Origin of the sequence: Neisseria sp. HMSC066H01, assembly GCF_001837375.1 — a bacterium.
Taxonomy (GTDB): domain Bacteria; phylum Pseudomonadota; class Gammaproteobacteria; order Burkholderiales; family Neisseriaceae; genus Neisseria.
In genome coordinates this window covers 1-23986 of record NZ_KV832190.1, presented here as the reverse complement: position 1 = coordinate 23986, position 23986 = coordinate 1, and the positions used below count along the sequence as shown (strand labels likewise).

Genomic DNA, 23986 nt, shown 5'->3' with positions numbered 1-23986 from the left:
TTGCTACGTTCAAATTTTTCCTTAGCCATGGCAATATCCTATAATCTAAGCTTTTTGAAAAATAAAGGGTAATAATGAGATGGTGCCCATGGGCAGATTTGAACTGCCGACCTCTCCCTTACCAAGGGAGTGCTCTACCCCTGAGCTACATGGGCGAAATTGTTTGGAGCGGGTGAAGGGAATCGAACCCTCACCGTAAGCTTGGAAGGCTTCTGCTCTACCATTGAGCTACACCCGCATACTCACTTTTTGCTCCAAGTAAGAATTTTTGGTGGAGGGAGAAGGATTCGAACCTTCGAAGCTCACGCAACAGATTTACAGTCTGCCCCCTTTGACCGCTCGGGAATCCCTCCAAAAGAGAACGCTAGTTTATTGGCAACTCAAATTTCCGTCAAGATTTTTTTTCATTTATTTCTTTAAAAATATCCAAGCTTTTGCTTTTAAACACTATTTATTTAAACTGAATGATTTTTTCGTACTTAGCCATCAGTTCTTCGTGCGTTTCAGGATGTTCTTCATCGATCAAGATACAGTCGACAGGGCATACCTGTTGGCACTGAGGCTCATCGTAATGGCCTACACATTGTGTACACAAATTTGGATTAATTTCGTAAATTTCTTCACCTTGCGAAATGGCATCATTAGGGCATTCCGGTTCGCACACATCGCAATTAATGCACTCATCTGTAATAAAGAGCGACATTTCTATTTCCTTTTTTCTTAAATTATCAAAACCGATTGGGCGCGGATTATAGCACAAATGACGTCGGAACAATTCGTTTGAAAGAATGTTTTACATCTTGGGAATGATTCTCAAATTCCATACTATTCAGCAACTTGCGAATAGAGCAATAATTCAAACTTACTCATTCCCGCCTTTCCTTCCCGATAAATTTCCAGCCAATCCGGTTTTTCAGGCAGCTTCCTTGCTTCAATATAGACCATTGCCCCATTTTTCAAGTGGCTTTGCAATCGGATAAACAGATTTTGCCAATCTTCCCATGCAAACGGCGGATCAAGAAACACGACATCAAATTTTTCAGACGGCCTTGTCAAATAAGCCATGCCGTCTGAACACACGATTTCCACCTGCCTCAAGCCTAATTCACGAACATTTTTCTGAAGTGTTTGCACAGTTTGGCGGTGGTTATCGACCATTACCACTTTTGCCGCATGACGAGAAGCAGCCTCCATTCCCAAAGCACCACTGCCGCTGAATAAATCCAATACTGTTTTGCCGGTTAAATCCTGACCCAACCAGTTAAACAGTTTTTCACGCACGCTATCAGGTGTCGGACGCAAACCGTCTGCGGACAGAAAAGTTAACTTTCGTCCCCTGCATTGCCCGCCAATGATGCGTACTTGATTGGTGTGTTTGGAATGTTTGTTGTTTGCCATAATTCTTAAAAAGATGCCGAGTTTTCAGACGGCCTCAATTATATAGTGAAACTGCTACCAAACCGTATTCCCCTCTATCCTTTCAATACAAAAAAGGCCGTCTGAAAATCATTTTTCAGACGGCCTTTTTCTATCCAAGCTTTAACCAATTACTCTTTCGGTGCAGGCGGTTCAATCTGCTCTTTCCAGCCGCATTCTTTTTGTGGGCAGACTTTTTCCACGCCCCAGCGTTTGGTGGTTTTGATGGTCAAGACCGGCCATGCGCATTTTGGACAGGTTTCTGCAATGGGTGGGTTCCAAGTGGCGTAGTTGCAGTCGGGATAGGTGCTGCAACTGTAAAACAGTTTGCCGTAGCGGGATTTGCGCTCGACGAGGTTGCCTTTTTTGCATTGCGGGCATTGGACGCCGGTATCTTTGGGTTTTTCCAGCGGCTCGACGTGCTTGCATTTGGGGTAGTTTGCGCAGCCGATGAATTTGCTGCCGGTGCGGCTGTATTTGTACACTAAACGACCGCCGCATTTAGGGCATTCGCGTCCGTCGAGTTCGGCTTGCTCTGCTTCCGCTTTGGCGATGCGCTCGGCGGCTTCTTCGGCGGTTTCGTTAACGTTGCGCGTGTAGCTGCACTCGGGATAGCCGGCACACGCGACGAAACGACCCATTTTACCGAATTTGATTTGCAGTTTGTGTTCGCCGCATTTCGGGCAGGTTTCGTCGAGTTCCTGCGTGGTGAATTTGGCGCGTTCGATACCCTCTTTTTCTTCTACTTGTTTGATAAATGGCTTCCAGAATTTATCCATCACGGGAATCCATTGGCGTTTGCCGTTGGCAATTTCGTCAAGCTGGTCTTCGAGTTTGGCGGTGAAGTGGTAATCGACATATTGGGCGAAGTGTTCGGTCAGGAATTTGTTGACGATGTCGCCTGTGTCGGTAGGCATGAAGCGTTTTTGCTCAAGGGTAACGTATTCGCGGTCTTTGAGCGTGGAAATGATACTGGCGTAGGTGGAGGGGCGGCCGATGCCGTATTCTTCGAGGGCTTTAACCAGCGTGGCTTCGTTGTAGCGCGGCGGCGGAGTGGTGAAGTGTTGTTCGCCGTAAAGTTTGTCTACAGGCAGTTTGTCGCCTTCGCTCATTTCAGGCAATTTTTTGCTATCTTCGCTCTCTTCGTCGTCGCTGCTTTCTTCATAAACGCTCAAGAAGCCTGCGAAAGTCTGCACTTGTCCGGTTACGCGGAATACGCCTTTGCCGACGGTAATATCGACGGTGGTTTGGTCGAATTTGGCGGGCGTCATCTGACAGGCAACAGTACGCTGCCAAATCATTTGATAGAGTTTGAACTGGTCTGCACTCAGGAAGGGTTTGACGCTTTCAGGCGTGCGGTACACGGAAGTCGGACGGATCGCTTCGTGGGCTTCTTGGGCGTTTTTGGATTTGGTTTTGTACTGCTTGGCCGAACTTGGCAGATATTCTTTGCCGATTTTGTTTTCGATGTAATGGCGGATTTCGGTTAACGCTTCATCGGCCAAATTCACGCTGTCGGTACGCATATAGGTAATCAGACCGATGGCACCCTGCCCTACGTCTATACCTTCATAAAGCTGTTGGGCGGTACGCATGGTGCGGTCGGTGGTGAAGCCGAGTTTGCGCACGGCATCCTGCTGCATGGTAGATGTTGTGAACGGCGCGGCGGGATTGCGGCTGCGCTTTTTCTTTTCAATGGCGGTAACGACAGCCTCTTTGCCTTCGAGTTCTTTCAATACGTCGGCTTGAGCGGCTTCGTTCGGCAGGTCAAATTGTTCAAGTTTTGCGCCGTTGTATTGGGCAAGTTTGGCGGTAAACTTGCTGCGGCCTTTGTGGCTGTCGAGATGTACCGTCCAATATTCCTGCGCTTCAAAGGCGCGGATTTCGTTTTCGCGTTCGCAAATCAGGCGCAGGGCGGGACTTTGCACGCGGCCCGCGCTCAAACCGCGGCGGATTTTTTTCCATAACAATGGCGAAAGGTTGAAACCGACCAGATAGTCCAAAGCACGACGGGCTTGTTGCGCATCGACCAAATCCATTTCGATTTCGCGCGGATGGGCAACCGCATCGAGCACGGCGTTTTTGGTGATTTCGTGGAACACGACACGCTGCGGCTTAATGTTTTTTAAGCCGCGTTTGGATTTGAGGATTTCCAAAAGATGCCAAGAAATGGCTTCGCCTTCCCTATCCGGGTCGGTTGCGAGGTAGATGTTTTCGGCTTCTTTGGCACCGGCGACGATGGCATCGACGTGTTTGCTGTTGCGGCTGATCAGTTGGTATTTCATGGCAAAGCCATTGTCGGGATCGACTGCTCCGCTTTTCGGAACCAAATCGCGGACGTGGCCGTAAGACGCCAAGATTTCAAAATCACCGCCCAGATATTTTTTCAGGGTTTTGGCTTTGGACGGGGATTCGACGATTAATAGGTTTTTCGCCATTGTTGTTCTCTTTTGGATGTATTGGGTTTATGTTTCAGACGGCCTTTATTATTGAGGCCGTCTGAAAAAAAGGTTTAGTGCATCACGTTTTGTCCGGTCAATGCACTCATCAAGTCGTCGCCAATCAGGACAGGCAACTCGCTTTTGTGCATCCACAACACCAGCAATACCAACACTTTGGCGGTATCGAGGGTGATTTCGTCCGATGGAATATGCATCAGGGCGTGAATGACGATTTCGCGTTGCTCATAAGTAATTGCGTGCTCGGCAACCAAATACTGCATCAAGCCCATGACTTCCTGCGGCAGGTTTTCAGCTTCTTCACGGCAGAATACGCGCAGGGAGTCGCTGTTAAACGGCTCGGCATAGAATTCGGACGTATTGAACAAGACTTCCATCATCATCAATGTATTGCCGATTTCCGTAGCATCAAAACCTGCATCTTCCAAGAGGCGACCCAAATCCTCCGGAGGCGGACAATTGTCGAAATCTTGGAAGTGTTCGATTAAATAGGCAATGACTTCGGTCATGCTGGTTCCTTAAATATAGATAATTTATGCTTTGACACGCTGATAACGGCCGCCCGGTAAGGCGGCGACGATACCGTCAAGTTCGTATTCCAAAAGCTGTGCGTACACGTCTGCCGCTGCCGTATTGGTTTGTTGTGCCAAAATATCGGGATGTATCGGGTCGTAACCCATTGCTTCCAATAAAGCGCTTGTTGATGGGGCGGCAGGTAGGTTTTCAGACGGCCTTGGCGGTTCATCCGCTATTGTTTTGGGTTGCAGACGTTTGATTTGGTCGTTTTTGGGTTTTACCGTCTTATTTATAGAATATGATGGAACAGGCGTATTTTGCAATAGCTGCGGACATTCGTGAAGAATATCGTCCAAACATTCCACCAATTTTGCCCCGTCTTTAATCAGCTTGTGGCAGCCTTTGCTGTGCGGATTGTCTATCGAACCGGGTACCGCCATCACTTCGCGCCCCATCTCCGCCGCCAGCTTGGCAGTAATCAATGAGCCAGATTCCAATGCCGCTTCGACCACCAACGTCAGCTGCGACAATGCGGCAATCAAACGGTTGCGGCGCGGAAAGTTGCCTGCAAACGGACGCGTGTCCAAAGGGAACTCGCTGACAATCAATCCTTTTTCAGCGATTTCATAAGCAAGGTTTTTATTGGATGGCGGGTAAATGCGGTCTATACCGGTTCCCCAGACGGCAATGGTGCCGCCACCTGCCTGCAATGCCCCCTGATGGGCGGCGGTATCGATACCCGAAGCCATACCCGATACGACGGGAATGCCTTTTTCACTCAACGCCCTGCCGAAATCTTTGGCAATCCGCATGGCCTGCGGTGTGGCATGGCGGCTGCCGACAATCGCGGCAGAAGGCGTGTGCAACAACTCTGCATTGCCGCGTAAAAACAAAACCGGCGGCGCGGTAATGCCTTGTGTCAGCATTTCGGGGAAATCATCATCTTGCAGCAGCAACAGACGGCAACCGTCCTGCATTTCCCATTGTAAAGCGGCTTCGGCAGACTGCTGCGCCAAAGCCCGTTTGTCCGCATTGCGCCATGACTCGGCCGCCTGTTTATGGCGTACCAGGGCGGCAATTTTGTCTGCCGGCGCACTCAAGGCAGCTTGTGCGCTACCGAATTGCTGCAACAGCACCAAAAAACTTTCTGCACCGATATAGGGCGTAAATGCCAGTTGCAACCAAGCAAAACGCTCGTTTTCCGTCATCAATCTGTTCCCTTTTCATAATGGTTTTTCAGACGGCCTGAAGTAAATTAAGGCCGTCTGAAAATTTTATTGGTATAAAACTTTTGTCGGCCCAAAATGCAAAACAACAATGCCGGGCCATATCATTATTCTTTATCAAATATTGCTTATCCAAGCAAACCATCAAATGACGATGCCGTCTGAAAAACCTGATGGCTTTCAGACGGCCTCTTTTGTGTTTGAACCGATATTGCGCTTATTCTTCGGATTTGTCGGCGCTGCGGCGCGATACGCTGATACCGAGTTGTTTGAGTTTACGGTAAAGGTGCGTACGCTCCAAACCGACCTTTTGCGCCACGCGGCTCATATTTTGGCCTTCTTGGGCGATGTGGTACTCAAAGTAGCGGCGCTCGACTTCTTCCCTCAATTCGCGCAAAGGCATATTGAAATTGAAGCCACCGATGATTTCTGTCGCCGTTGCATTTTCCTTCTGACCCAAAGCCGCGGCAACGGCCTGCTCGTCCACTTCTTTGCCGTCCGATTCCAACATGATGTTTTTCACCGTTTCGGCAAGCTGGTCGTAATTGCCCGGCCAATCGTATTGGCGCAAAACCACCAACGCGCTGTCGCTGAATTTTACCGGCTGGATTTTTTGACTTTCGGCCAAATCAGTCATGATGCGGTTGATTAAAAAGACGATGTCGTCCGGCTGGCTGCGCAAAGAAGGGATATTGATGCGCTCTTTCAACAGCTCCGCCAGTCGGCCAGCAACGACGTCATCGGCGCTCTCGCCACGCTTAAAGCCGCATGAAGCAATCACACGGACATTGTAGCGGTCGGCTTTCTCCAGCAAGAAAGCGATGCCGTTTTGGATGTTTTTGCTGTAACGGGCAATATCGCCGACATACAAAATACCGCCCGATGCCTTTTGCAACAGCTCTAACGGAGTATCGACAATGTGTTCGACACGTTCGGTTGCCACCCAAGGCGTACCGCTTTTGTGCAGATAGCGGGCGACAATTTCAAACGGCGAGCCTGCCTCACCGGCCAACAGCAGCGGGCGGTTGTGTTTGGAGGCCGCTTCAATGCTGCCGTTCATTTCTTGAATGACGGGGCTGTTGCCCAGTTTGTCCAAAGTCATACCGGAGGCCGTCTGAACTTCGCCATGCTTCAAGGCGCGTTCTACTGCGGACAAGAGTTTTTGCAGGGCAATCGGTTTTTCCAGAAAATCGAGCGCACCGATTTTGGTGGCTTCAACCGCGGTGTCGATGCTGGCATGGCCGCTCATCATGACCACAGGCATATTGAGTTGGCCGTTTTTCGCCCACTCTTTCAACAAAGTGATGCCGTCGCAATCGGGCATCCAAATGTCCAGCAACACCATGGCCGGACGCGTTTGGTAACGCAATTGGCGCGCTTCTTCGGCATTTTCGGCCAAAGTAACGGTATAGCCTTCGTCTTGAAGGATTTCGGAGAGCAGGTCGCGGATGCCTACTTCATCATCTACAATCAAAATATCACTGCTTCGCATAAGTTTCTGCCATTTCCGGTAAAGCTATTTTGACGCACGCGCCGCCGCTGTTCTGATTGCTCAGGCTGATGCGGCCGCCATGCTCCTCGATAATTTTTTTCACAACAGGCAAACCCAGCCCCGTTCCTGTCGGTTTGTCGGTAACGTACGGCTCAAAAGCATTGTGCAGCATTTCTTTGCTGAAACTTTTGCCGTTGTTGCAGACGGTCAGGAAAACCTGTCCGCCTTCGCGTCCTGTTTCGATGTTTACTTGCGGCGCTTCGTCCGACTCCGCCGCTTCTGCGGCATTCTTAAATAGGTTATGCAACACTTGGCGCATGGCCGTCGTATCGGCGGCAATCGGCAGGGCATCCGTGTTGAGCCGTGCATTAAATTTGCACGCGCCGGCCTCATATAATACCAATACTTCCGACACCAAACCGTTTAAATCTTGTTTTTCTAAATTCAGCGACGGCGCACGCGCATAATTGCGGAACGCTTCGACCATTTCTTTTAGCGCGGCAACCTGTTTGACGATGGTATCGGTTGAACGGCTGAGGATTTGGGCGTCTTGCTCGTCAAGTTTATCATGCAATTTCCATGCCAATCTCTCGGCGGAAAGCTGGATGGGCGTAAGCGGATTGCGGATTTCGTGCGCCAAACGTTTCGCCACTTCGCCCCATGCGGCCTCTTTTTGCGCGCGTATCAAGACGGTAATGTCATCAATCACCATTACCACGCCGTTATCGTTGTCTTCCGGCAGGATGGTGGCTTTGCCCAACAAGATTCGGGCATCGTCGGGCGCGGCGTATTCGACTTGGACAGGTTTGTCACTGTCGGCGGTTTCATGGATGGCGGCAAACACATCGGCCAACAGGGTTTGCTGCGGCGATTTGCCGTGCCATTGATGCCAGTTGCTGCCCCACAAAGACACCAGCGAAACGCCCAAAATCTGTTCGGCGGCTTTGTTAAAGGTTTTCAGACGGCCGTCGGCATCCAAAGTAATCACGCCTGTGGTCAAACTTTCCAACACGCATTCCAAATAATGGCGGGCGGCTTCTTCGCGCAAACGGTTGCGCTCGTCCGCCTCTTTGGCAATCGCCAATTGCTCGGTCATGTGGTTGAACAATTGGGTCAAACGGCCGAACTCGTCATTGCGGAATACCGGCCGGGTCTGGCTGAAGTCGCCCTGAGCCACCGCCCGCGCGCCCTCTGCCAACGACAACACCGGCGCCACAAAACGACGGGCAAAATACAAAGCCATCACCAGCGCCAAAAAGATGGCCAACAATGTCGCGACCAACAGCGTGGACAGGAAAAAGGTTTGCAGGCCTTTTTTGGTATAACTCAGCTCAGCGTATTTGGCGCGGGCCGCTTCAATCAGCGTCGCATCTTGGGCAACATCTTTCGGAATCGGCTGACGGAAAAACAATGCATAATCCTGATTTTTATGCGTACCGATCAGCATCCAGCCTTGAGCATACAGCACGCCGCCGATGTTTTCCAAGCTGCGTACCGAGCCGGTCTGCTCCAGCTGCTCCCATCCTTCTTTGTTGAGCGTCGGTTGATTAAGTTTCAGGGGATTGATGCTTTTCTCGGCTTTATGGGTGGTCGCGTTATAAAGCGCCAGCTGGGCAAATTCGGAAGTAGGCGCGGATTGGGTCAGCGTTTGCCCCAAGTCGCCGTCCAGCGAAGCGGCGCTGATTAAGTCGATTTGCACCGGCGTGGCGTTGCTGACCGCGTTGTCCACCGCCAAGTTCAGCGCGGATTTGCTCAAGTTTAAGCTGCGCTCCAATGCCTCATGGGTATCGTTGCCAAACCAAGAATTAATCGTGCCGTTAATAAACTGGGCGGAAATACCGAACAAAAACACGCCCGGCAATACGGCAACCAAGGTAAACATCCCCGACAGCCGACGCGCAATCTGCGAACCGAACACGCTTTTGCTATTGTCGCGCATCAAAAGCACGACATAGCGCACCAACACCGCGGCTAACACCAGCAACAGCAAGCCGCACAAGGCGACAATCCACCAGAAATAATCGGACAATACGTTGCTGCTGCCCGTTGCAACAGTCAAACCGTACAACAAAACTACGGCGAATACGGCGGCAATCAGGAGAAAGCGGCGCATGGTTTACTCCTGCACGACCGACAAGGATTTCCAACCCGAATCCAAATGCCAGTTTTTAGACGTCAGGGCATTGATTTGGAACGGTTTGGGCAGCTTGGCGGTTGTCAGCAGCAGGCGGATTTCAGCCTTCGTATCTTTGGCGGCCACATCACTCAGCGCACCTTTGGACAAAACCTTCCAATTTGCGACCGCACCCACTGCGCGCAAGGCAGTCTCAAGCGTGTCGTACTCGGTAGAAAACGTACCGACGGTAACGCGATAGCGGTTGGTCAGCGGATGGAAGGATAATTTGTATTGAATCGTGCTGTCGTTGTTGAGCAGCTGGTCGAACTTGAATTTATAAGACGCCACGGACGGCGCCGACAGCTGCCAACTTAAATTGAAATGCAGGGGGACGCCCTGTTTGAGTGCTTCTTTGAGCTGATCGGGCAGGTCGGTGCGGAAACGGCTGCTGACGGAAAGCTGTCCGGCATGGGTCAGCTTTGCCTCGGCACGGGTCGCACTGATGCCCTCGCCCGCCGCGTTCAGCGACACGGCGAGCAAGAGCGGTACAATCAGCGTTTTACTGCTTTTTAATAAGCGCGTAATAAAAGCCATCTTGATGTTTGTTCGGTAAAAGCACATGCGATTCGATCAACTCGGCATCGGCATGGCGGTTAAGGAATTTTTGCAATTGACCGTCGTTTTCTTCGACAAAGACCGAGCAGGTAGCCAGCAACATCCTGCCGTTTTTCGTCAGGGTCTGCCACAGCGCGTCTAATAATGCTTCCTGTTGGCGTGCGGTTTTGACGGCATCGGTCGGTCGGCGCAGCCATTTGACGTCGGGATTGCGCCGCGCCACGCCCGAAGCGGTACACGGCACATCGGCCAAAACAGCGTCAAAGGCCTTACCATCATACCATGCCGCCAAGTCCTGCGCATCGGCACAAGCCAAAGAGGCCGTCTGAAAGCCTAAACGGTCAAGATTGCTCTTCACCCTGTTCAGACGGCCTTCATCTATATCCAAAGCGGTAACATGACAATCTGCCAATTCCAAGATATGGCCTGTCTTACCACCCGGCGCCGCACAGGCATCGAGGATGCGTTCTCCGTCTTTCGGGTTCAACAAATAGGCAGCACGTTGCGCACCAAAATCCTGCACAGACACCAGGCCGTCTGAAAAACCGGGCAGGCGGCTTACCGGCACGGCTTCTTCCAACATCACGGCGTATTCGTCCAACGCCCTAGCCAAAATACCTTCCGCAGCCAGCTTTTCCAAATAGCTTTCGGCATTGCCGTGTCGGCGGTTGACGCGCAAAGTCATCGGCGGATGCGATTGCAGCGCGGTGGTGATGTTGTGCCAATGTTTCGGATAATGGTTTTTCAAGTAAGCCACCCACCACAGCGGCAAATTGTGTTTCGCCACATCGTCTTTTTTACAAGAAGCCGCGAGCTTGTCGCGTTCACGCAAAAAGCGGCGCAAAATCGCGTTGGCAAACGAGCGGAACTGGCCGCGGCCGATTTTGGCAATGCTTTCCACCGCTTCATTGACCACGGCATGAGGCGCATTGCGCGTGTAATGCAGTTGGTACATCGCCGCCAAAAGCAGGCTTTCAAGCTGCGGATTGTCAATCGGCTTCTTCAGCATTTGTCCAAGCATATATTTCAAACTGCCCAAATACCGTTGGCAACCGTAGGCAATATCCTGCAAGGCGCCGTTTTCCTGCGCCGTCAGCTGCGGATGCGCCGCGCGGATTTCCGCCAAAACATCCTGAAGATTGCGCCCTTCTGAAACCGCGGCAACGCTGTCGGCGGCCAATTTTTGGGCGAGGGACATACTCATATTTTTGCTTTCTGATTCATAATTTGATTTCAAGTGTTCGGCGGATTTCAGACGGCCTGTTCGGCAGCCAGCAATGCCCGATAATATTCGGCATCTGTTTTGGAAAAACAGCAAAAGATGATTTTTTCCACTGCCGGACATTGCGGCAGGGTTTGCTTCAAACTCTCCAAAGCGATACGTGCGGCGGCTTCGGCCGGGAAGCGGTACACACCGGTGCTGATGCACGGAAAGGCGATGCTGTGAAGATCGTGTTTCTGGGCAAGCAGCAAGGAATTGGCATAGGATTGTGCCAATTTGGCCTCTTCATTTTGTTTTCCGCCAAACCATACCGGCCCGACCGTATGAATGACAAAACGCGCAGGCAAACGGTAGCCTTTGGTTATTTTGGCTTCGCCTGTGCGGCAACCGCCCAAAGTGCGGCACTCCTCCAGCAGCTCTTTGCCCGCGGCGCGGTGTATTGCACCGTCTACGCCGCCACCGCCCAACAGCGATGAATTGGCGGCATTGACAATCACATCGACTGCCAATCGGGTAATATCGCCCTCAACCACTTCAAAAACAGCCATTATTTTCTTTCCTCTGCGTTGATTTCCAGCCTGTTACAAAACCGTTCCGACTTCAATCGTCCGGCCTGCCGCAAATGCCTGTATGCTCATGCGTTTGCTGCCGGAAGGCTGCAATTCGGTAATGTTCAGCGCGTTTTCACCGCACGCCACCAGCAGGCCGTCTGAAGTGCAGGACAATACTTCGCCTGCCTTACCTTGTTTGGCCACGACTTCGGCACGCCAGATTTTCATCGGTTTGCCTTGATACTCGACCCACGCGGCAGGAACGGGGTTAAAGGCGCGGATTTTGCGCTCAATCACAGCCGCGCTTTCATTCCAATTGATACGCGCTTCTTCTTTGCTTAATTTTTGAGCATAGGTAACGCCTTCTTCAGGCTGTTTGACCGCGTTCAGACGGCCTTCCGCCTGCAGACGTTGCAAGTCGGCAACAATCGCTTCCGCACCCAAACCCATCAACGCGTCATGCACTTCGTTGGCGGTATCCGTAGGCTGGATGGCGTAGCGGTGTTCGCTGACCACAGCGCCGGTATCCAAGCCGATGTCCATCTGCATGATGCACACGCCGGTTTCAGCATCGCCGGCTTCAATCGCACGTTGAATCGGTGCTGCGCCGCGCCAACGGGGCAACAGCGAGGCGTGGATATTGAGGCAGCCGTGTTTGGGCGTGTCCAACACTTCCTGCGGCAAAATCAAGCCATACGCGGCCACTACCATCACATCCGCACCCGTATCTTTGAGCATTTGTAGAGCTTCGGCGTTATTGCGCAACTTTTCCGGCTGCGCCACGGTCAAACCCAATTCCAAGACAGCCTGTTTGACCGGCGATGCGGTCAACTGCATGCCGCGGCCTTTGGGGCGGTCGGGCTGGGTCAACACCAGCGGAATTTCAAAACCTGCGGCGGCGATGGCTTTCAAGGCGGCGGCGGCAAAATCGGGCGTACCGGCAAAGATGACTTTCATGTTGTGTCCTTGTGGAAATGGTTTGAATGGGCGCGTTGGGCAAACTGTTTCAGCTGAAAAGGCCGTCTGAAAGATTGAAAACCGAAGTCTGCCTTCTGTTTTGTCTTTTCAGACGGCCTTTAAGCGATGCTTAGGTCAGATGGTGTGTTTCTGACGTTTTTTCAGTTTGGTTTTGATGCGGCCTTGTTTCAGCTGCGACAGGTGTTCGACAAACACGATGCCCATCAGGTGGTCCAATTCGTGCTGCACGCAGATTGCCAGCAGGCCGTCTGCTTCCAGTGTGAATTTCTCGCCTTTTTCGTTCAAGGCTTCGACTTTGACGCGCTCGGCACGGGTGACGGTATCGTAAATACCCGGCACGGACAAGCAGCCTTCTTCGTAAGTCGTCTCGCCGTCTTTTTCGACAATGACGGGATTGATGAACACGCGCGGCTCGCTGCGGTCTTCGGTCAAATCCATCACGACGATGCGCTCGTGTACGTCAACCTGAGTGGCCGCCAAGCCGATACCGCGTGCTTCGTACATGGTTTCAAACATATCGGCAACCAATGTCTGGATGCGCTCGTCGATTTTTTCAACAGGTTTGGCGACTGTGTGCAAACGCTCGTCAGGGTATTGGAGGATGTTCAGTAAAGCCATAATATTCTCGTTTTATAAAGCTGATGTGTGATTTTCATACAGATTTGGTTTCCGCCGCCACAATCTCCTGTCATGACAGCAACATTCAATGCTAAAATAACGCCGAAAAATGTTAAGATAGCGCGACAGAGGCCGTTCGTTATCGTATTGATGAATGGGCGGCAGTTTCGCAAACTCCAGCCTTCTCTGTTTATCATCTGAAGACAAACCAAACCGATTTCAAGGGGAACGGTTATGCAACAACGTATTATAACCCTGCTTTGCATAGCAGGCATGGCTATTTCTGCCCACACTCAGGCAGCTTCTTTAAAAATCCGTCCCAATGCGCCGCAACGCTACGTCGTTAAAAACGGCGATACCTTGTGGGGCATTTCCGGCAAATATCTGTACAGCCCATGGCAATGGAACCGCCTTTGGGGCGCCAACCGCCGCGCCATCCGCAATCCGCACCTGATCTATCCGGGTCAGGTGTTGGTTTTACGCTACGTCAACGGCCAGCCGCGACTGGGTTTTGAACACGCCCAAACCCGTTCAGACGGCATTCCCGTGATCAAACTGCATCCGCGCGTACGCGAAACCTCCGGCTACGGCATTCCGACCGTCAACGTCAACCTCTACCGCATGTTCATGAAACATCCGCAGATTATCGCTCCGGAAGAAACCGCCAACGCGCCGCGCCTGATTGCAGGCCCCGACAACCGCGTCCTCTACACGCAAGGCAACCGTGTGTACGCATACGGCCTGACCGAACCCGGCCGCTACCTGACTTACCGTGTCAATAAAAACATCACCGATCCGGAAACCGGCAAATTCCTCGGCCAAGAAGTCGTGTTCAGCGGCATCGCCAACACGCTGCCTTACACCGACTCCGCCTTGGAAAACCGCACCCGCGCTTCTGACGAAAAACTCAAAAGCAACGAGTATTACACCCAAGTCAACAAAGCCATGAAGCTGCGCACCCAATCCGCGCAACCTTTGGTTATCGAAGAAGCCGTTTCCGAAATCCGCAAAGACGACTATCTGCTGAAACTGCCAGAAGGCCTCGACAGCTTCAATGTTATGCCTCACGCCCCTGCCCGTCCGATTCAGGCCAAAGTCGTTTCCATCTTCGACGGCGTGGGCGAAGCCGGCCAGTTCCAAACCATTACTTTGGATAAAGGCGAACTCGACGGCTTGGACAAAGGCACGGTGGTCAGCCTCTACAAACGCGGCCGCCAAGTCCGTGTCAATCTGTCCAACAACCTGATTCGCAAGCCGAAAGACAAAGATACGGTTGAATTGGTTTCCATTCCGGCGGAAGAAATCGGTTTGGCAATGGTGTACCGCACATCCGACCATCTGGCATCCGCCATTATTTTGGAAAGCCTGAACAGCGTTTCCATCGGCGATACTGCCTCCGAGCCCGGCCGCGATTTGGACAACATGGCCGATGAAAAAACCATGGACAAACCGGCCGAAGACGAACAGGAAAGAGAAATCGAACTGGAAGTCCGCAGCTGATTGAACTTTTTTAGCAGCGATTCGGTAAATAAAGGCCGTCTGAAAACCTGTTTTTCAGACGGCCTTTTGATTTCCGCCCATTAAATAAAATTGGTAACACGTTGTTTAAAGCGCAAACAACATCTCATGTCTCCAACCTTTAATCGGCTGCTCCCCTTTTCTATTGTCTTGCCGTTCTGCCATTCCAATCAGAAATATGAAAAGCCCGACACGCCATTTATTGCCTGTTGATTGTTCCATCTATTCCTGCCAATCAAAAAGGCCGTCTGAAATCTTCAGACGGCCTTTTTATCCATAACTCAAATCCGATTATTTGAATTTGTAAGTGTATTGCAAGCCCAAGATGTCCGCTTTGTTTTTGAAGCGAGCAGAGGATGCACCGCGGCTGTCCACATCGTTGCCGCTGGCTTTGCCGGTGCGGTAAACCGTGTCATTAATGTGGATATGGCTGTACGCCGCATCGATGACATGGTTTTTACCCAGTTGATATTTGGCACCGACAGAGAACCAGATACGGTTGCCGTCAGGCAGGCTGTTCATGCGGTCTTCTGCACTTTTAACCGGCGATTTGTCGAAAGCGATACCGGCACGCAGTTGCAATGGTTCGGTAACTTGGTAAGAGCCGCCGAATGCGACTTTATAAGTGTTGCGCCAGTTAGGCGTGATGACGGTACGGTCAGATTTGCCGTTAACAACGTTTTTGGTATTTTCAAACACCAGCTCGGCTTTGTTGAAGCGGCTGTGGCGCGTCCAAGTCACATCGCCGAACAGGTTAGTTTTGTCAGTGGCGCGGTACATGCCGTGAACGGACAAAGACTCAGGCGTGACGATTTTGACGCTGGCTTTTTCGTTCGGCACATAACCGCGCGCAGCCATTGCGCCCAAATCCCAAGCGCGTTTTGCATATGCGCCGTCCGCTTCCCAATCGGCAGTGCCTTTCAGCGTATGCGATACTTTGGAACGATAGTTCACACCCACGCGTGCGCGGTCGTTGATGTCCCACATCCACGCCAGTTGGTAGCCGAAGCCCCAATCGTGGCCTTTTACATCGGCATGACCGTCAGCTTTGCCGGTCGCATCGACAGCAACGGGACGGCCTGCTTGACGGGAAGCCAAGCCGCTGGCCAATTGGCTGATGGCGCCGGAAGCGTCCCAGTCGGAGTATTTGCGCAATTCGGCTTTGGAATATTGGGCAATCAAACCGGCACCGACGGTGTGTTGCTCATTCAGTTTCCATGCGACTACCGGCTCGATGGCGATGGTGGTCAAACCCAGTTTGTTGATGTTGTGGCGCAATACGGAATCTTTTTCGTATTCGGTTGCAGAGCCGAAGGGAACGTACACGCCCAAACCCAAAGTGATATCGTCGCTGGCTTTGTACGCGCCATAGACGTGCGGAGCAACGGTGGTTTCGGTAATTTTGCCGCTGGTCGAGCCGCTGACATCGGTACCCGTGCGGAAGTGTTTCGCAGATTCCGCCTCATAGTGAATGCTTGGAAAAACGATATTGGCGTTGACGGAAATTTGGCTGCTGTCGATTTTGCTCAAACCGGCCGGGTTGTAGAAAATGGTTGATGCATCGGCGGCTTCGGCGGCGGCGGCGTTGGCCGTGCCTTGAGCGTTAACGGATTGTGTGCCGAAGTGGTAGCCGGAAGCTTGGACGGCGGTAGATAACAGTGCTGCACTTAAAATAAATGCTGTTTTTTTCAGATTGAAATGAATCATTTTGGTTTACCGTGAAAGTAGCGGACAAAGAAAAAGGCCGTCTGAAACGTCCTTTATTGATTTAGTATAGGCACTCAATTCTATACTACATCATTATTTTTGCCTAATCTTTTCTTTTTTTACACAAAAAAAGCAGGCTGAAACAGCCTGCTTTTCCAATCATCGGATCACTGCAATTATTTGACCTGCAACACTTCCAGCGTATTGGTCGAACCGGATTCGCGCATTTTCGAACCGCTGGTGATGATGTATTGGTCACCGCTTTGGAGGATTTTGTGTTCTACCAGCATGGCTTCCACTTCGTTCAGCGCGGTATCGTGGTCGGTACTGGTTGCCAAAATCAACGGACGCACGCCGCGGTACATCGCCATGCGGCGTTGCGCTGAAACACTCGGTGTCAGGGCAAAAATCGGCAGGGTGATGTTGTGGCGGCTGACTTCGAAGGCGGTCGAACCGCTTTCAGTCAGGGCAACGATGGCTTTGGCGTGAACTGCGCGCGCCACGCTGACCGCACCGCCGGCAATCGCCAAGTTGGTGCTGACGGCTTCGGGATACTCGACCTGTTCGGCAACGCCGTTGAGCGAATCTTGTTCTTTTTCCGCAGCCGCACAAATAATCGCCATTTGGCTGACGGTTTCAAACGGATACGCGCCGACGGCGGTTTCGGCGGAACACATCACCGCATCGGTACCGTCCAATACCGCGTTGGCCACGTCGCTGACTTCCGCGCGGGTCGGTACGGGGTTGGTAATCATCGATTCCATCATTTGGGTTGCGGTAATACTGAAGCGGCGCAACTCACGGGCGCGGCGGATCATGCGTTTTTGCAGGGCAGGAACGGCGGCATGGCCGACTTCTACTGCCAAGTCACCGCGGGCAACCATAATACCGTCGCTGGCAAGGATGATTTCGTCCAGGTTTTCAATGGCTTCTACACGCTCAATTTTGGAAACCAAACCGGGACGTACGGCTGTACTGCCTTTCATTTCTTCTTCGACTTTGGCGCGTGCGATGTGCAAATCTTCGGCAGATTTCACAAAACTGATGGCCAAGTAGTCGCAACCGATGGCAATCGCGGTTTTCAAGTCGCGGAAGTCTTTTTCGGTCAACGCACCGGCAGACAGGCCGCCGCCGCGTTTGTTGATACCTTTGTTACTTTTCAGCACATGGCTGTTTTCTACCCTTGTAATAATCTTACTTCCTTCAACCGCTTCAACGGTCAAAGTCAACAGGCCGTCGTCTAGCCACAAAACATCGCCGGCAGCGACGTCATTGGGCAAATCGCGGTAGTCCAGGCCAACCGCTTCGCGTGTGCCTTCGCCTTCAAGTGCGGCATCAAGAACCAGCATTTCGCCTTTGTTCAATTCGATGCTGCCGCCTGCAATTTTGCCCACGCGGATTTTAGGTCCTTGCAAGTCGGCAAGAATGGCGATTTCCTGACCCGCACGTTTCGCGGCTTCGCGTACGATACGGGCATTTTCTTCATGAAACTCCGGCGTACCGTGGCTGAAATTGAAACGGACGACATTAAGGCCGCCGACACGGATCATGTCTTCCAACAATTGTACATTGTTGCTGCCCGGACCCAGTGTGGCGACAATTTTGGTATTGTGGCTGATACGGGTTAAATCACGTTGCAATTGGCTCATGTAAACGTCCTTTCCTGTTGATTTCACGTTTGATAATGAAGAGGATTGTACTCTCAATGCAATAATGTTGGCGTAAAATTACATCATTTTCTGACTTAAACTAAATTTATTTTTGCATTAACCTACTTTCCTATCGGATACAATATACCTTCACGTCGTCATGTTTAATTTTCAGACGGCCTCACTCATCCGAATAGAATACTGAAATATCCGACCGATCCATGAAACGTTTTCTGACTCCTCTGCCCATCGGCATCGTTTTGGCCGACCTGATATACGGTTTCGTCCTGAATGTGATGCAAGGCTTAAACTTGCAACAAACTGCATCCAACCAGTCCGGCACGCTTTCCGTTACGCCCGACATCGCCTTCAACAGCCTGCAAATCATCGCCAACGGCGGCATGGTCTGCATCATCGGCTTCGGTTTGATTGTTTTGTTCCAACTCAACCGCGCCGTATTGCGCCGACAAATCCTGCCCATCGGTATTTTCCGAACCCTCGGCCTGTTGGCTGTTTTGGCATTCAGCATTTCGTCTTTGTGGGAATGGTTGCATGCCGCTTTGTCGCTACTTTCCGGTCACAATGTTTTAAACTTCAGCAACCCGCGTTATCTGGTTACCGCAGCCTGCATGCCCATTATTGCTTTCTTGTGCATCTTGCGCCTGTACAATTGGTATCGCCTGCATCGGACTGTTGCCACCGACGATACCTCCGCTACCCTCTAATTAAGCTGCAAAAAGGCCGTCTGAAACAGAAAAACCTATTTCAGACGGCCTTGTCATTATATATCTCAACGTTGATGGCTGGTTTCTACACCGGCCTTAATCTCGCCATACATTTGCGAGCTGCCTCCGCTGCCTGATGCGCAGGCCGCCAAACTCAGTGCCAAAACAGCCGCAGTCAAAATCTTCAACATAAAATTCCCTCTTTCTACAACCATTATTTCGGATCGCAACGGAAATGGTAGGCGCAAATTTCAAATCCGTTTTTGAAGTAGAGACGATGCGCATCTGCGCGGTCATGGTTCACATGGACATTAAGATGAATTTTGGTCGCGCCGGTTTCCGCACCGATTTTGCGTACTTCTTCCAACAAGCGTGAAGCATAGCCTTTTTGGCGGCATTGAGGCATGGTTACGATGTCGTCAATATGGATATGGTAACCGCTGGCCAAGTTGTACGCGGCATGGAAACCGCATACGGCTACGGCATTTTGTTTGCCTTCTTCAAAAATGCCCAGCAGGCGGTAGCCGGTTTTACGCTGATGCTCGTTGATTTGTTCGACAAAACGGTGGATATCGGTCAAAGAAGAACGCAAAATGCTCAATGCCGCAAAAGCGGTCGCAGTTTCTTCCGGCGGAATTTCACGCAATACACCGACCACTGGCGCGGCAGCTTGAGGCTCGGGCTGGGTATCGGCCGCTTCCGCACGCTCGGCGGCGTGTTTTTCTTCAATCGCCTGCGCCAACAAAACGCGCTCGACCGGCACTTCGCCCTGCTGCTTGCTTTCCTGCTCTTTGAGTAAGGCTTTGCAGTCAATCACGCGCAAATCGTTATCCGCTGCAAAATCCATCAAGAAACGGAACATTTGCGGATTGTCTTCTTCCAGTTTTTTATCGACTGCCACACAACGGACATTGTCCACCAAAATCGGGCGCACCCAATTCGAATAGGAAAGGCGATTGTCTTTGGTGAAGGAAGACAAAATACCGCACAGGCGCTCCGCCCAGTCGCTTGGTCGGAAAATCTTGCCTTTGCTGGTTGTACCATGGATCACAACTTCATAAGGATTACACACTAACATAAGCAGCTTCCTGAAAGTAAATGGCTGAAGGAATATTTCGCCGCTGCCGACATCAGAAAAAGTTCCGATACATAGCAACAGATGATTGAAAAAATATCAGTAAAGTTTTGAACTAAAACAATGATAAGACGGCCTTGCCGATCCTGGCAATCCGTTTCGAATTCTTTGATTATTATACCCGATACGCCTCTTTTTCTTCAAAAATCATTTGAAAAATAACAACAGGCCGTCTGAAACCAAGTATTTCGGTTTCAGACGGCCTGCATATCCTACACATCAATACAACAATTTCTTACGGGGCTTTGGCTCGCCGCCGGATTTAATTTCCGACAGATTGAAATTCAGTATGCTCAAATCCAAAACGCTTTCTGAAGTGCATTGATCGCCAAAGGCATTTTCATAAGTAGCTTTCAGTTTCAACACACCGCCAAATGTTTGGTCCGGCAATTCGGCAGCCAGCGCCAACATGCTTGCAAACACGCCGCCATACAATTCGCCCGATGCCAGCATATCCACGCCGCCGGAAAACATCTCCAAGCGCATAACCGCATCGGCAACCAGCTTGCTCGGCAAGTGATCCGGCAAAGCCTCAGCCTCAAAGCGCACATTTTTCGCCAAGCCCTTACCGCTATTGCGGACAACCAAAACCAATAAATCCGTTTGCCCGTCAGAACGCTGCAACGTCGCATGCAAAACCGGATGAATGCTCTCTTTTTGAATCAGCTGCTCACGGTGCAACATCTTGCTTTTAGCTTTGGATCGCGCAGATACGACGGCCCAAATCAACCAAACCAATGCAACGGCAGAAATGGCTGTAACCAAAAGGGGAAGATTGGCCAAATAGGCTTGCTGATTAAACCAAACTTGTGCGGCTAAAAATCCGGCAAAGAAAATCAAGACATATAAAATTGGGGCAAACCGGCTTTGTATGGATGAGTGCATGAGTTTTCCTACATTTCGTATCATGTTATTAAAAAATAATGCCTTTCCGGCGAATAATGTCATCAACCCGGAAGGCATTATTTTAACGTAATTTAAACGCAATTTGCTTAATATCTTGCTTTTTATGAAACTGATGTATCAAGCAGACAACTCAAACCGCACAGCCGTGTTTTCAGACGGCCTGAGATTTTTATCAAGCTTCGGCAACCGAATCGCGCGAGAAGGTTTTTTCGCAATAATGGCATTTCAAACGCGTCTGCCCATGATGTGAACGGACATAAAAACGGCTGATGACCGGCTCGCCATGACTGGCACAATTGGTATTCGGGCAGCGGAACACTTCCGAGATTTCGTCCGGCAATGACAAATGCTGTTTGTCGATTACTTTAAACCGATCAATTTTGTTTACCACTGCTTCAGGGGCAAACAAAGCCAAACGGTTTGCCGCATTGGCATCCAACCATACGCCGCTAATTTTAATAATGTCTTTGCTGCCCTGCGTTTTGCTGGGCAAATTGAAGCCGACCGTTACTGCATTGCCATAATGCAGCAGTTTGAACTGCCTTAAAATGGCCAAGCCCTTACCGGCGGGAATATGGTCAATGACCGTACCTTGTTCAATCGCTTCCACGCTGAGTTTTGAGTTTTCCATCTTTCGCTCCTTAAACTTCTTCGTTCAATACCAAAGACAAAATCGCCATCCGTGCATACACACCGTTGGTTGCCTGTTCAAAATAATAAGCATGAGGTGTTTTATCCACATTCGGATGAATTTCATCTACCCTCGGTAAAGGATGCAAGACGCGCAAATTGAGTTTGGCATTTGCCAACATTGACGCATCAAGATTGAATTTACCCTGGATTTTGGCAAATTCCTGCTCATCAAAACGTTCGCGCTGAACGCGGGTCATGTACAAAATATCCGCCCATTCGACCGCTTCTTCCAAGCCGGGCAAAATTTGATAAAGGCAACCGGCCTCTTCCAGCTCTTCAGTGATATAGTCCGGCATCGCCAAGCTGGGAGGGGAAACAAACGCAAATTCACAACCCCAACGCTTCAGCGCCTGACATAATGAATGTACCGTACGGCCATATTTTAAATCACCGGCCATCGCAATCTTCAAATTGCTCAAACTGCCCTGCGTTTCATAAATCGTGACCAAGTCCAAAAGCGTCTGACTCGGATGTTGGTTGGTACCATCGCCGGCATTAATCACGGGCACGCTCGAAAACTCGGCCGCCACACGGGCCGCACCGTCTTTCGGGTGTCGCTGAATAATCGCATCCGTATAGCTGGAAATAATCCTCGCAGTATCCGCAAGCGTTTCACCCTTTTTCGCACTGGTATTCGCGCCATCGGAAAAACCGATAACTTTCCCACCCAAACGCTGTACCGCCGTTTCAAAAGACAAACGCGTACGAGTGGACGGTTCAAAAAAGCACGAACCAATCAACTTGCCTTCAAGCAAATCTTCACGAGGCTGCTTTTTCAACTTCAAGGCCGTCTGAAGCAGCAATTCGAGCTGCTCCGTCGTCAAATCTGAAATTGAAATAATATGTTGCCGATAAAGCGGATTAGGCATGACCATTCCTTCCCATAAAAAAACCCGCAAAGCGGGCGTTTCAAGCAAACCGATTCCATCGTTGTCCGGCATGATTCCAACCGGACAGTCTCAACCATGTTTCTACCACACCCATGAAATCTTCTGCATTATCGCATATTTAACAGACGACTGCTTCTATCAAGTTTTCAGACGGCCTAAGACTTTTGCAAAAAATCCTTCATCCTCAACAGCCAAAATTCAAACACAGGGATTTGACAGTTTCCTTTTATCTTTCCAATACTCGCATCTTGTAGGAGCAAACAAGCGAAAGTAAGCTGTTAACCGGTTCAACGATTCAAACATATCGCTTTCGAATAGCGTTGCACACCCATGTTGCCTAAAGCAAATTAGGTTCACAGCCTGATTTACAGTGAAACGTAACAAAGCTTTGTTCAACTACATAACGGGTTTTTCAACAAATATTCGGTTGTGTTTGATTTGCGTTTCCGTCGATGAGTTGTTGCAAAGGGCTTTGCGATAATGCAGGTCTGTAGCTGATGTTTTTCCAAATGCTGTCTGTTTTGCTGCCGTAGCCTTTGATCGTGCATTCTGCTATACCTTATCTCGTCGATATTGACGGAGTGATGTGCAGTTTATCAATATAGCCTGAGACCTTTGCAAAATTCCTTTTCCCCCGACAGCCGAAACCCCAATACAGGTTTTCGGCTGTTTCCGCCCCCAATCACTCCTGATTCTACCCAAATACCCCCCTTAATCCTCCACGGATACCCGATAATCAGGCATCCGGGCCGCCTTTTAGGCAGCAACAGGCGCACTTAACCTGTTGGCGGCTTTCAAAAAGTTTAAACACATCGCCTTCAGATGGCTTTGTGCACTTACTTTGAGCAGACCAAAATAGGCTGCCCGGGCGTAGCGAAATTTACAGTGCAGCGTACCGAAGCTTTGTTCGACCACATAACAGGTTTTCGATAGATGTCGGTTGCGTTTGGTTTGCGCTTCCGACAGCGGATGTTTACGGTGGGCTTTGCGCATAATGCCGTCTAACAAATGATGCTCTTCCAGATGTTGCCGGTTTTCCTCACTGTCATAGCCTTTGTCGGCATAGACGGTCGTACCTTCGGATAGACCTTCCAACAAAGGCGACAGGTGTTTGCACTCATGGGCGTTGGCGGGAGTGATGTGCAGTTTCTCGATATAGCCTTTCAAAATAGACACAAATATATATGTTTGCTGTATCAACCAGCTTTTTACCCTGCAGACAATGCTATCTTTGCTTGGTGTAATTTGTCTGCAGCCTTATCTTTCATTATCCATGACCGAAACTATTGATCTCAGGCCGTCTGAATAATGCTGCATCAATGACTTAAACTACAGCTTTCTCCACTTTTAAACTTTTCCATTCAGTTTACAGTTAATCAGTTCCAATAGTTCTGATCAGGGCATTACCTGCCGCCGGTTGGTTGCAGTGTCAGCATAAAGTTCTGGATTTAAAATATTCAGTTCGTCAAAATAATAAAACGGGTTAAGACAATAATGCAGTACTCGAGGTTGAGATCAGCCCACCAAAGGACGTGCCCGCGCACGTCCTTTTTT

The 23986-nt window shown here is 50.4% G+C and carries 21 protein-coding genes, 3 tRNA genes and 1 pseudogene; 2 read left to right on the top strand and 23 right to left on the bottom strand.

Translation table 11 applies throughout. From position 1 onward, the window contains the following. Positions 1 to 80: 80 nt before the first annotated feature. The 15 genes from HMPREF2551_RS01965 to def all read right to left on the bottom strand — a co-directional run bounded on the left by HMPREF2551_RS01965 (position 81) and on the right by def (position 13209). A tRNA-Thr gene (locus HMPREF2551_RS01965) sits at positions 81 to 155 on the bottom strand. 9 nt (positions 156 to 164) lie between these two features. After that, a tRNA-Gly gene (locus HMPREF2551_RS01960) sits at positions 165 to 238 on the bottom strand. A gap of 31 nt (positions 239 to 269) precedes the next feature. Continuing rightward, positions 270 to 353 (bottom strand) — tRNA-Tyr (locus tag HMPREF2551_RS01955). A 98-nt stretch (positions 354 to 451) separates the two neighbouring features. Further along, a complete protein-coding gene (locus HMPREF2551_RS01950; protein ID WP_003679513.1) occupies positions 452 to 703 on the bottom strand; it encodes a YfhL family 4Fe-4S dicluster ferredoxin in 252 nt (83 codons plus the stop codon). 122 nt (positions 704 to 825) lie between these two features. Then, positions 826 to 1398 (bottom strand): 16S rRNA (guanine(966)-N(2))-methyltransferase RsmD, encoded by a 573-nt coding sequence (gene rsmD / locus HMPREF2551_RS01945; protein WP_070836934.1) that lies wholly within the window; start codon positions 1396 to 1398, stop codon positions 826 to 828. 149 nt (positions 1399 to 1547) lie between these two features. Further along, a complete protein-coding gene (gene topA, locus HMPREF2551_RS01940; RefSeq protein ID WP_070836933.1) occupies positions 1548 to 3854 on the bottom strand; it encodes a type I DNA topoisomerase in 2307 nt (768 codons plus the stop codon). 74 nt (positions 3855 to 3928) lie between these two features. Next, positions 3929 to 4384: a Smg family protein gene (locus tag HMPREF2551_RS01935; RefSeq protein WP_003749244.1), complete on the bottom strand. Its 456-nt coding sequence runs from the start codon at positions 4382 to 4384 to the stop codon at positions 3929 to 3931. Between the two features lie 24 nt (positions 4385 to 4408). Then, positions 4409 to 5599, bottom strand: coding sequence for a DNA-processing protein DprA (gene dprA, locus HMPREF2551_RS01930; RefSeq protein WP_070836932.1), 1191 nt, complete (start codon positions 5597 to 5599; stop codon positions 4409 to 4411). 235 nt (positions 5600 to 5834) lie between these two features. After that, positions 5835 to 7109, bottom strand: coding sequence for a sigma-54-dependent transcriptional regulator (locus HMPREF2551_RS01925; protein WP_070836931.1), 1275 nt, complete (start codon positions 7107 to 7109; stop codon positions 5835 to 5837). Further along, positions 7096 to 9222 (bottom strand): sensor histidine kinase, encoded by a 2127-nt coding sequence (locus HMPREF2551_RS01920; protein WP_070836930.1) that lies wholly within the window; start codon positions 9220 to 9222, stop codon positions 7096 to 7098. The genes HMPREF2551_RS01925 and HMPREF2551_RS01920 overlap by 14 nt, the downstream gene beginning before the upstream one ends. A gap of 3 nt (positions 9223 to 9225) precedes the next feature. Further along, the gene (locus tag HMPREF2551_RS01915) at positions 9226 to 9819 is read right to left on the bottom strand and encodes a DUF4390 domain-containing protein (protein WP_049331249.1); all 594 of its coding nucleotides are present in this window, start codon (positions 9817 to 9819) and stop codon (positions 9226 to 9228) included. Continuing rightward, the gene (gene rsmB, locus HMPREF2551_RS01910) at positions 9785 to 11044 is read right to left on the bottom strand and encodes a 16S rRNA (cytosine(967)-C(5))-methyltransferase RsmB (protein WP_070836929.1); all 1260 of its coding nucleotides are present in this window, start codon (positions 11042 to 11044) and stop codon (positions 9785 to 9787) included. The genes HMPREF2551_RS01915 and rsmB overlap by 35 nt, the downstream gene beginning before the upstream one ends. A 47-nt stretch (positions 11045 to 11091) precedes the next feature. Then, positions 11092 to 11610 (bottom strand): O-acetyl-ADP-ribose deacetylase, encoded by a 519-nt coding sequence (locus HMPREF2551_RS01905; protein ID WP_070836928.1) that lies wholly within the window; start codon positions 11608 to 11610, stop codon positions 11092 to 11094. 33 nt (positions 11611 to 11643) lie between these two features. Further along, positions 11644 to 12570: a methionyl-tRNA formyltransferase gene (fmt, locus tag HMPREF2551_RS01900; RefSeq protein WP_070836927.1), complete on the bottom strand. Its 927-nt coding sequence runs from the start codon at positions 12568 to 12570 to the stop codon at positions 11644 to 11646. Positions 12571 to 12705: 135 nt separating this feature from the next. Then, complete coding sequence (gene def / locus HMPREF2551_RS01895; RefSeq protein WP_003678675.1) at positions 12706 to 13209, bottom strand: peptide deformylase; 504 nt, start codon at positions 13207 to 13209, stop codon at positions 12706 to 12708. A 234-nt stretch (positions 13210 to 13443) separates the two neighbouring features. On the opposite strand from def, the gene HMPREF2551_RS01890 reads away from it, so the two are divergent. Further along, positions 13444 to 14709, top strand: a complete 1266-nt coding sequence (locus HMPREF2551_RS01890; protein ID WP_070836926.1) for a LysM peptidoglycan-binding domain-containing protein — start codon at positions 13444 to 13446, stop codon at positions 14707 to 14709. Between the two features lie 309 nt (positions 14710 to 15018). On the opposite strand, the gene HMPREF2551_RS01885 is transcribed toward HMPREF2551_RS01890, so the two are convergent. Then, positions 15019 to 16434, bottom strand: coding sequence for an OmpP1/FadL family transporter (locus HMPREF2551_RS01885; RefSeq protein WP_070836925.1), 1416 nt, complete (start codon positions 16432 to 16434; stop codon positions 15019 to 15021). A gap of 176 nt (positions 16435 to 16610) precedes the next feature. After that, complete coding sequence (gene pyk, locus HMPREF2551_RS01880; protein ID WP_036491362.1) at positions 16611 to 18083, bottom strand: pyruvate kinase; 1473 nt, start codon at positions 18081 to 18083, stop codon at positions 16611 to 16613. Positions 18084 to 18304: 221 nt separating this feature from the next. Between pyk and HMPREF2551_RS01875 the strand changes: the two genes are divergently transcribed. Beyond that, entirely contained in the window at positions 18305 to 18808 is a 504-nt protein-coding gene (locus tag HMPREF2551_RS01875) for a hypothetical protein (protein WP_070836924.1), read from the top strand. Between the two features lie 65 nt (positions 18809 to 18873). Here the strand turns inward: HMPREF2551_RS01875 and HMPREF2551_RS10670 are convergent, their stop codons facing one another. From HMPREF2551_RS10670 to HMPREF2551_RS01850, 6 genes and pseudogenes are all read right to left on the bottom strand, one after another. Then, positions 18874 to 18999 (bottom strand): hypothetical protein, encoded by a 126-nt coding sequence (locus tag HMPREF2551_RS10670; RefSeq protein ID WP_269428978.1) that lies wholly within the window; start codon positions 18997 to 18999, stop codon positions 18874 to 18876. A gap of 23 nt (positions 19000 to 19022) precedes the next feature. Continuing rightward, positions 19023 to 19886, bottom strand: a complete 864-nt coding sequence (locus HMPREF2551_RS01870) for a GNAT family N-acetyltransferase (RefSeq protein ID WP_070836923.1) — start codon at positions 19884 to 19886, stop codon at positions 19023 to 19025. 276 nt (positions 19887 to 20162) lie between these two features. After that, complete coding sequence (locus tag HMPREF2551_RS01865; RefSeq protein WP_070836922.1) at positions 20163 to 20828, bottom strand: COG1361 family protein; 666 nt, start codon at positions 20826 to 20828, stop codon at positions 20163 to 20165. A 193-nt stretch (positions 20829 to 21021) separates the two neighbouring features. After that, entirely contained in the window at positions 21022 to 21480 is a 459-nt protein-coding gene (pyrI, locus tag HMPREF2551_RS01860; protein WP_070836921.1) for an aspartate carbamoyltransferase regulatory subunit, read from the bottom strand. 10 nt (positions 21481 to 21490) lie between these two features. Next, on the bottom strand, positions 21491 to 22411 hold the full coding sequence (gene pyrB, locus HMPREF2551_RS01855) for an aspartate carbamoyltransferase (protein ID WP_070836935.1): 921 nt from the start codon (positions 22409 to 22411) through the stop codon (positions 21491 to 21493). A gap of 777 nt (positions 22412 to 23188) precedes the next feature. Beyond that, positions 23189 to 23596, bottom strand: a pseudogene (locus tag HMPREF2551_RS01850) (transposase); the annotation flags it as partial. Positions 23597 to 23986 lie beyond the last annotated feature (390 nt).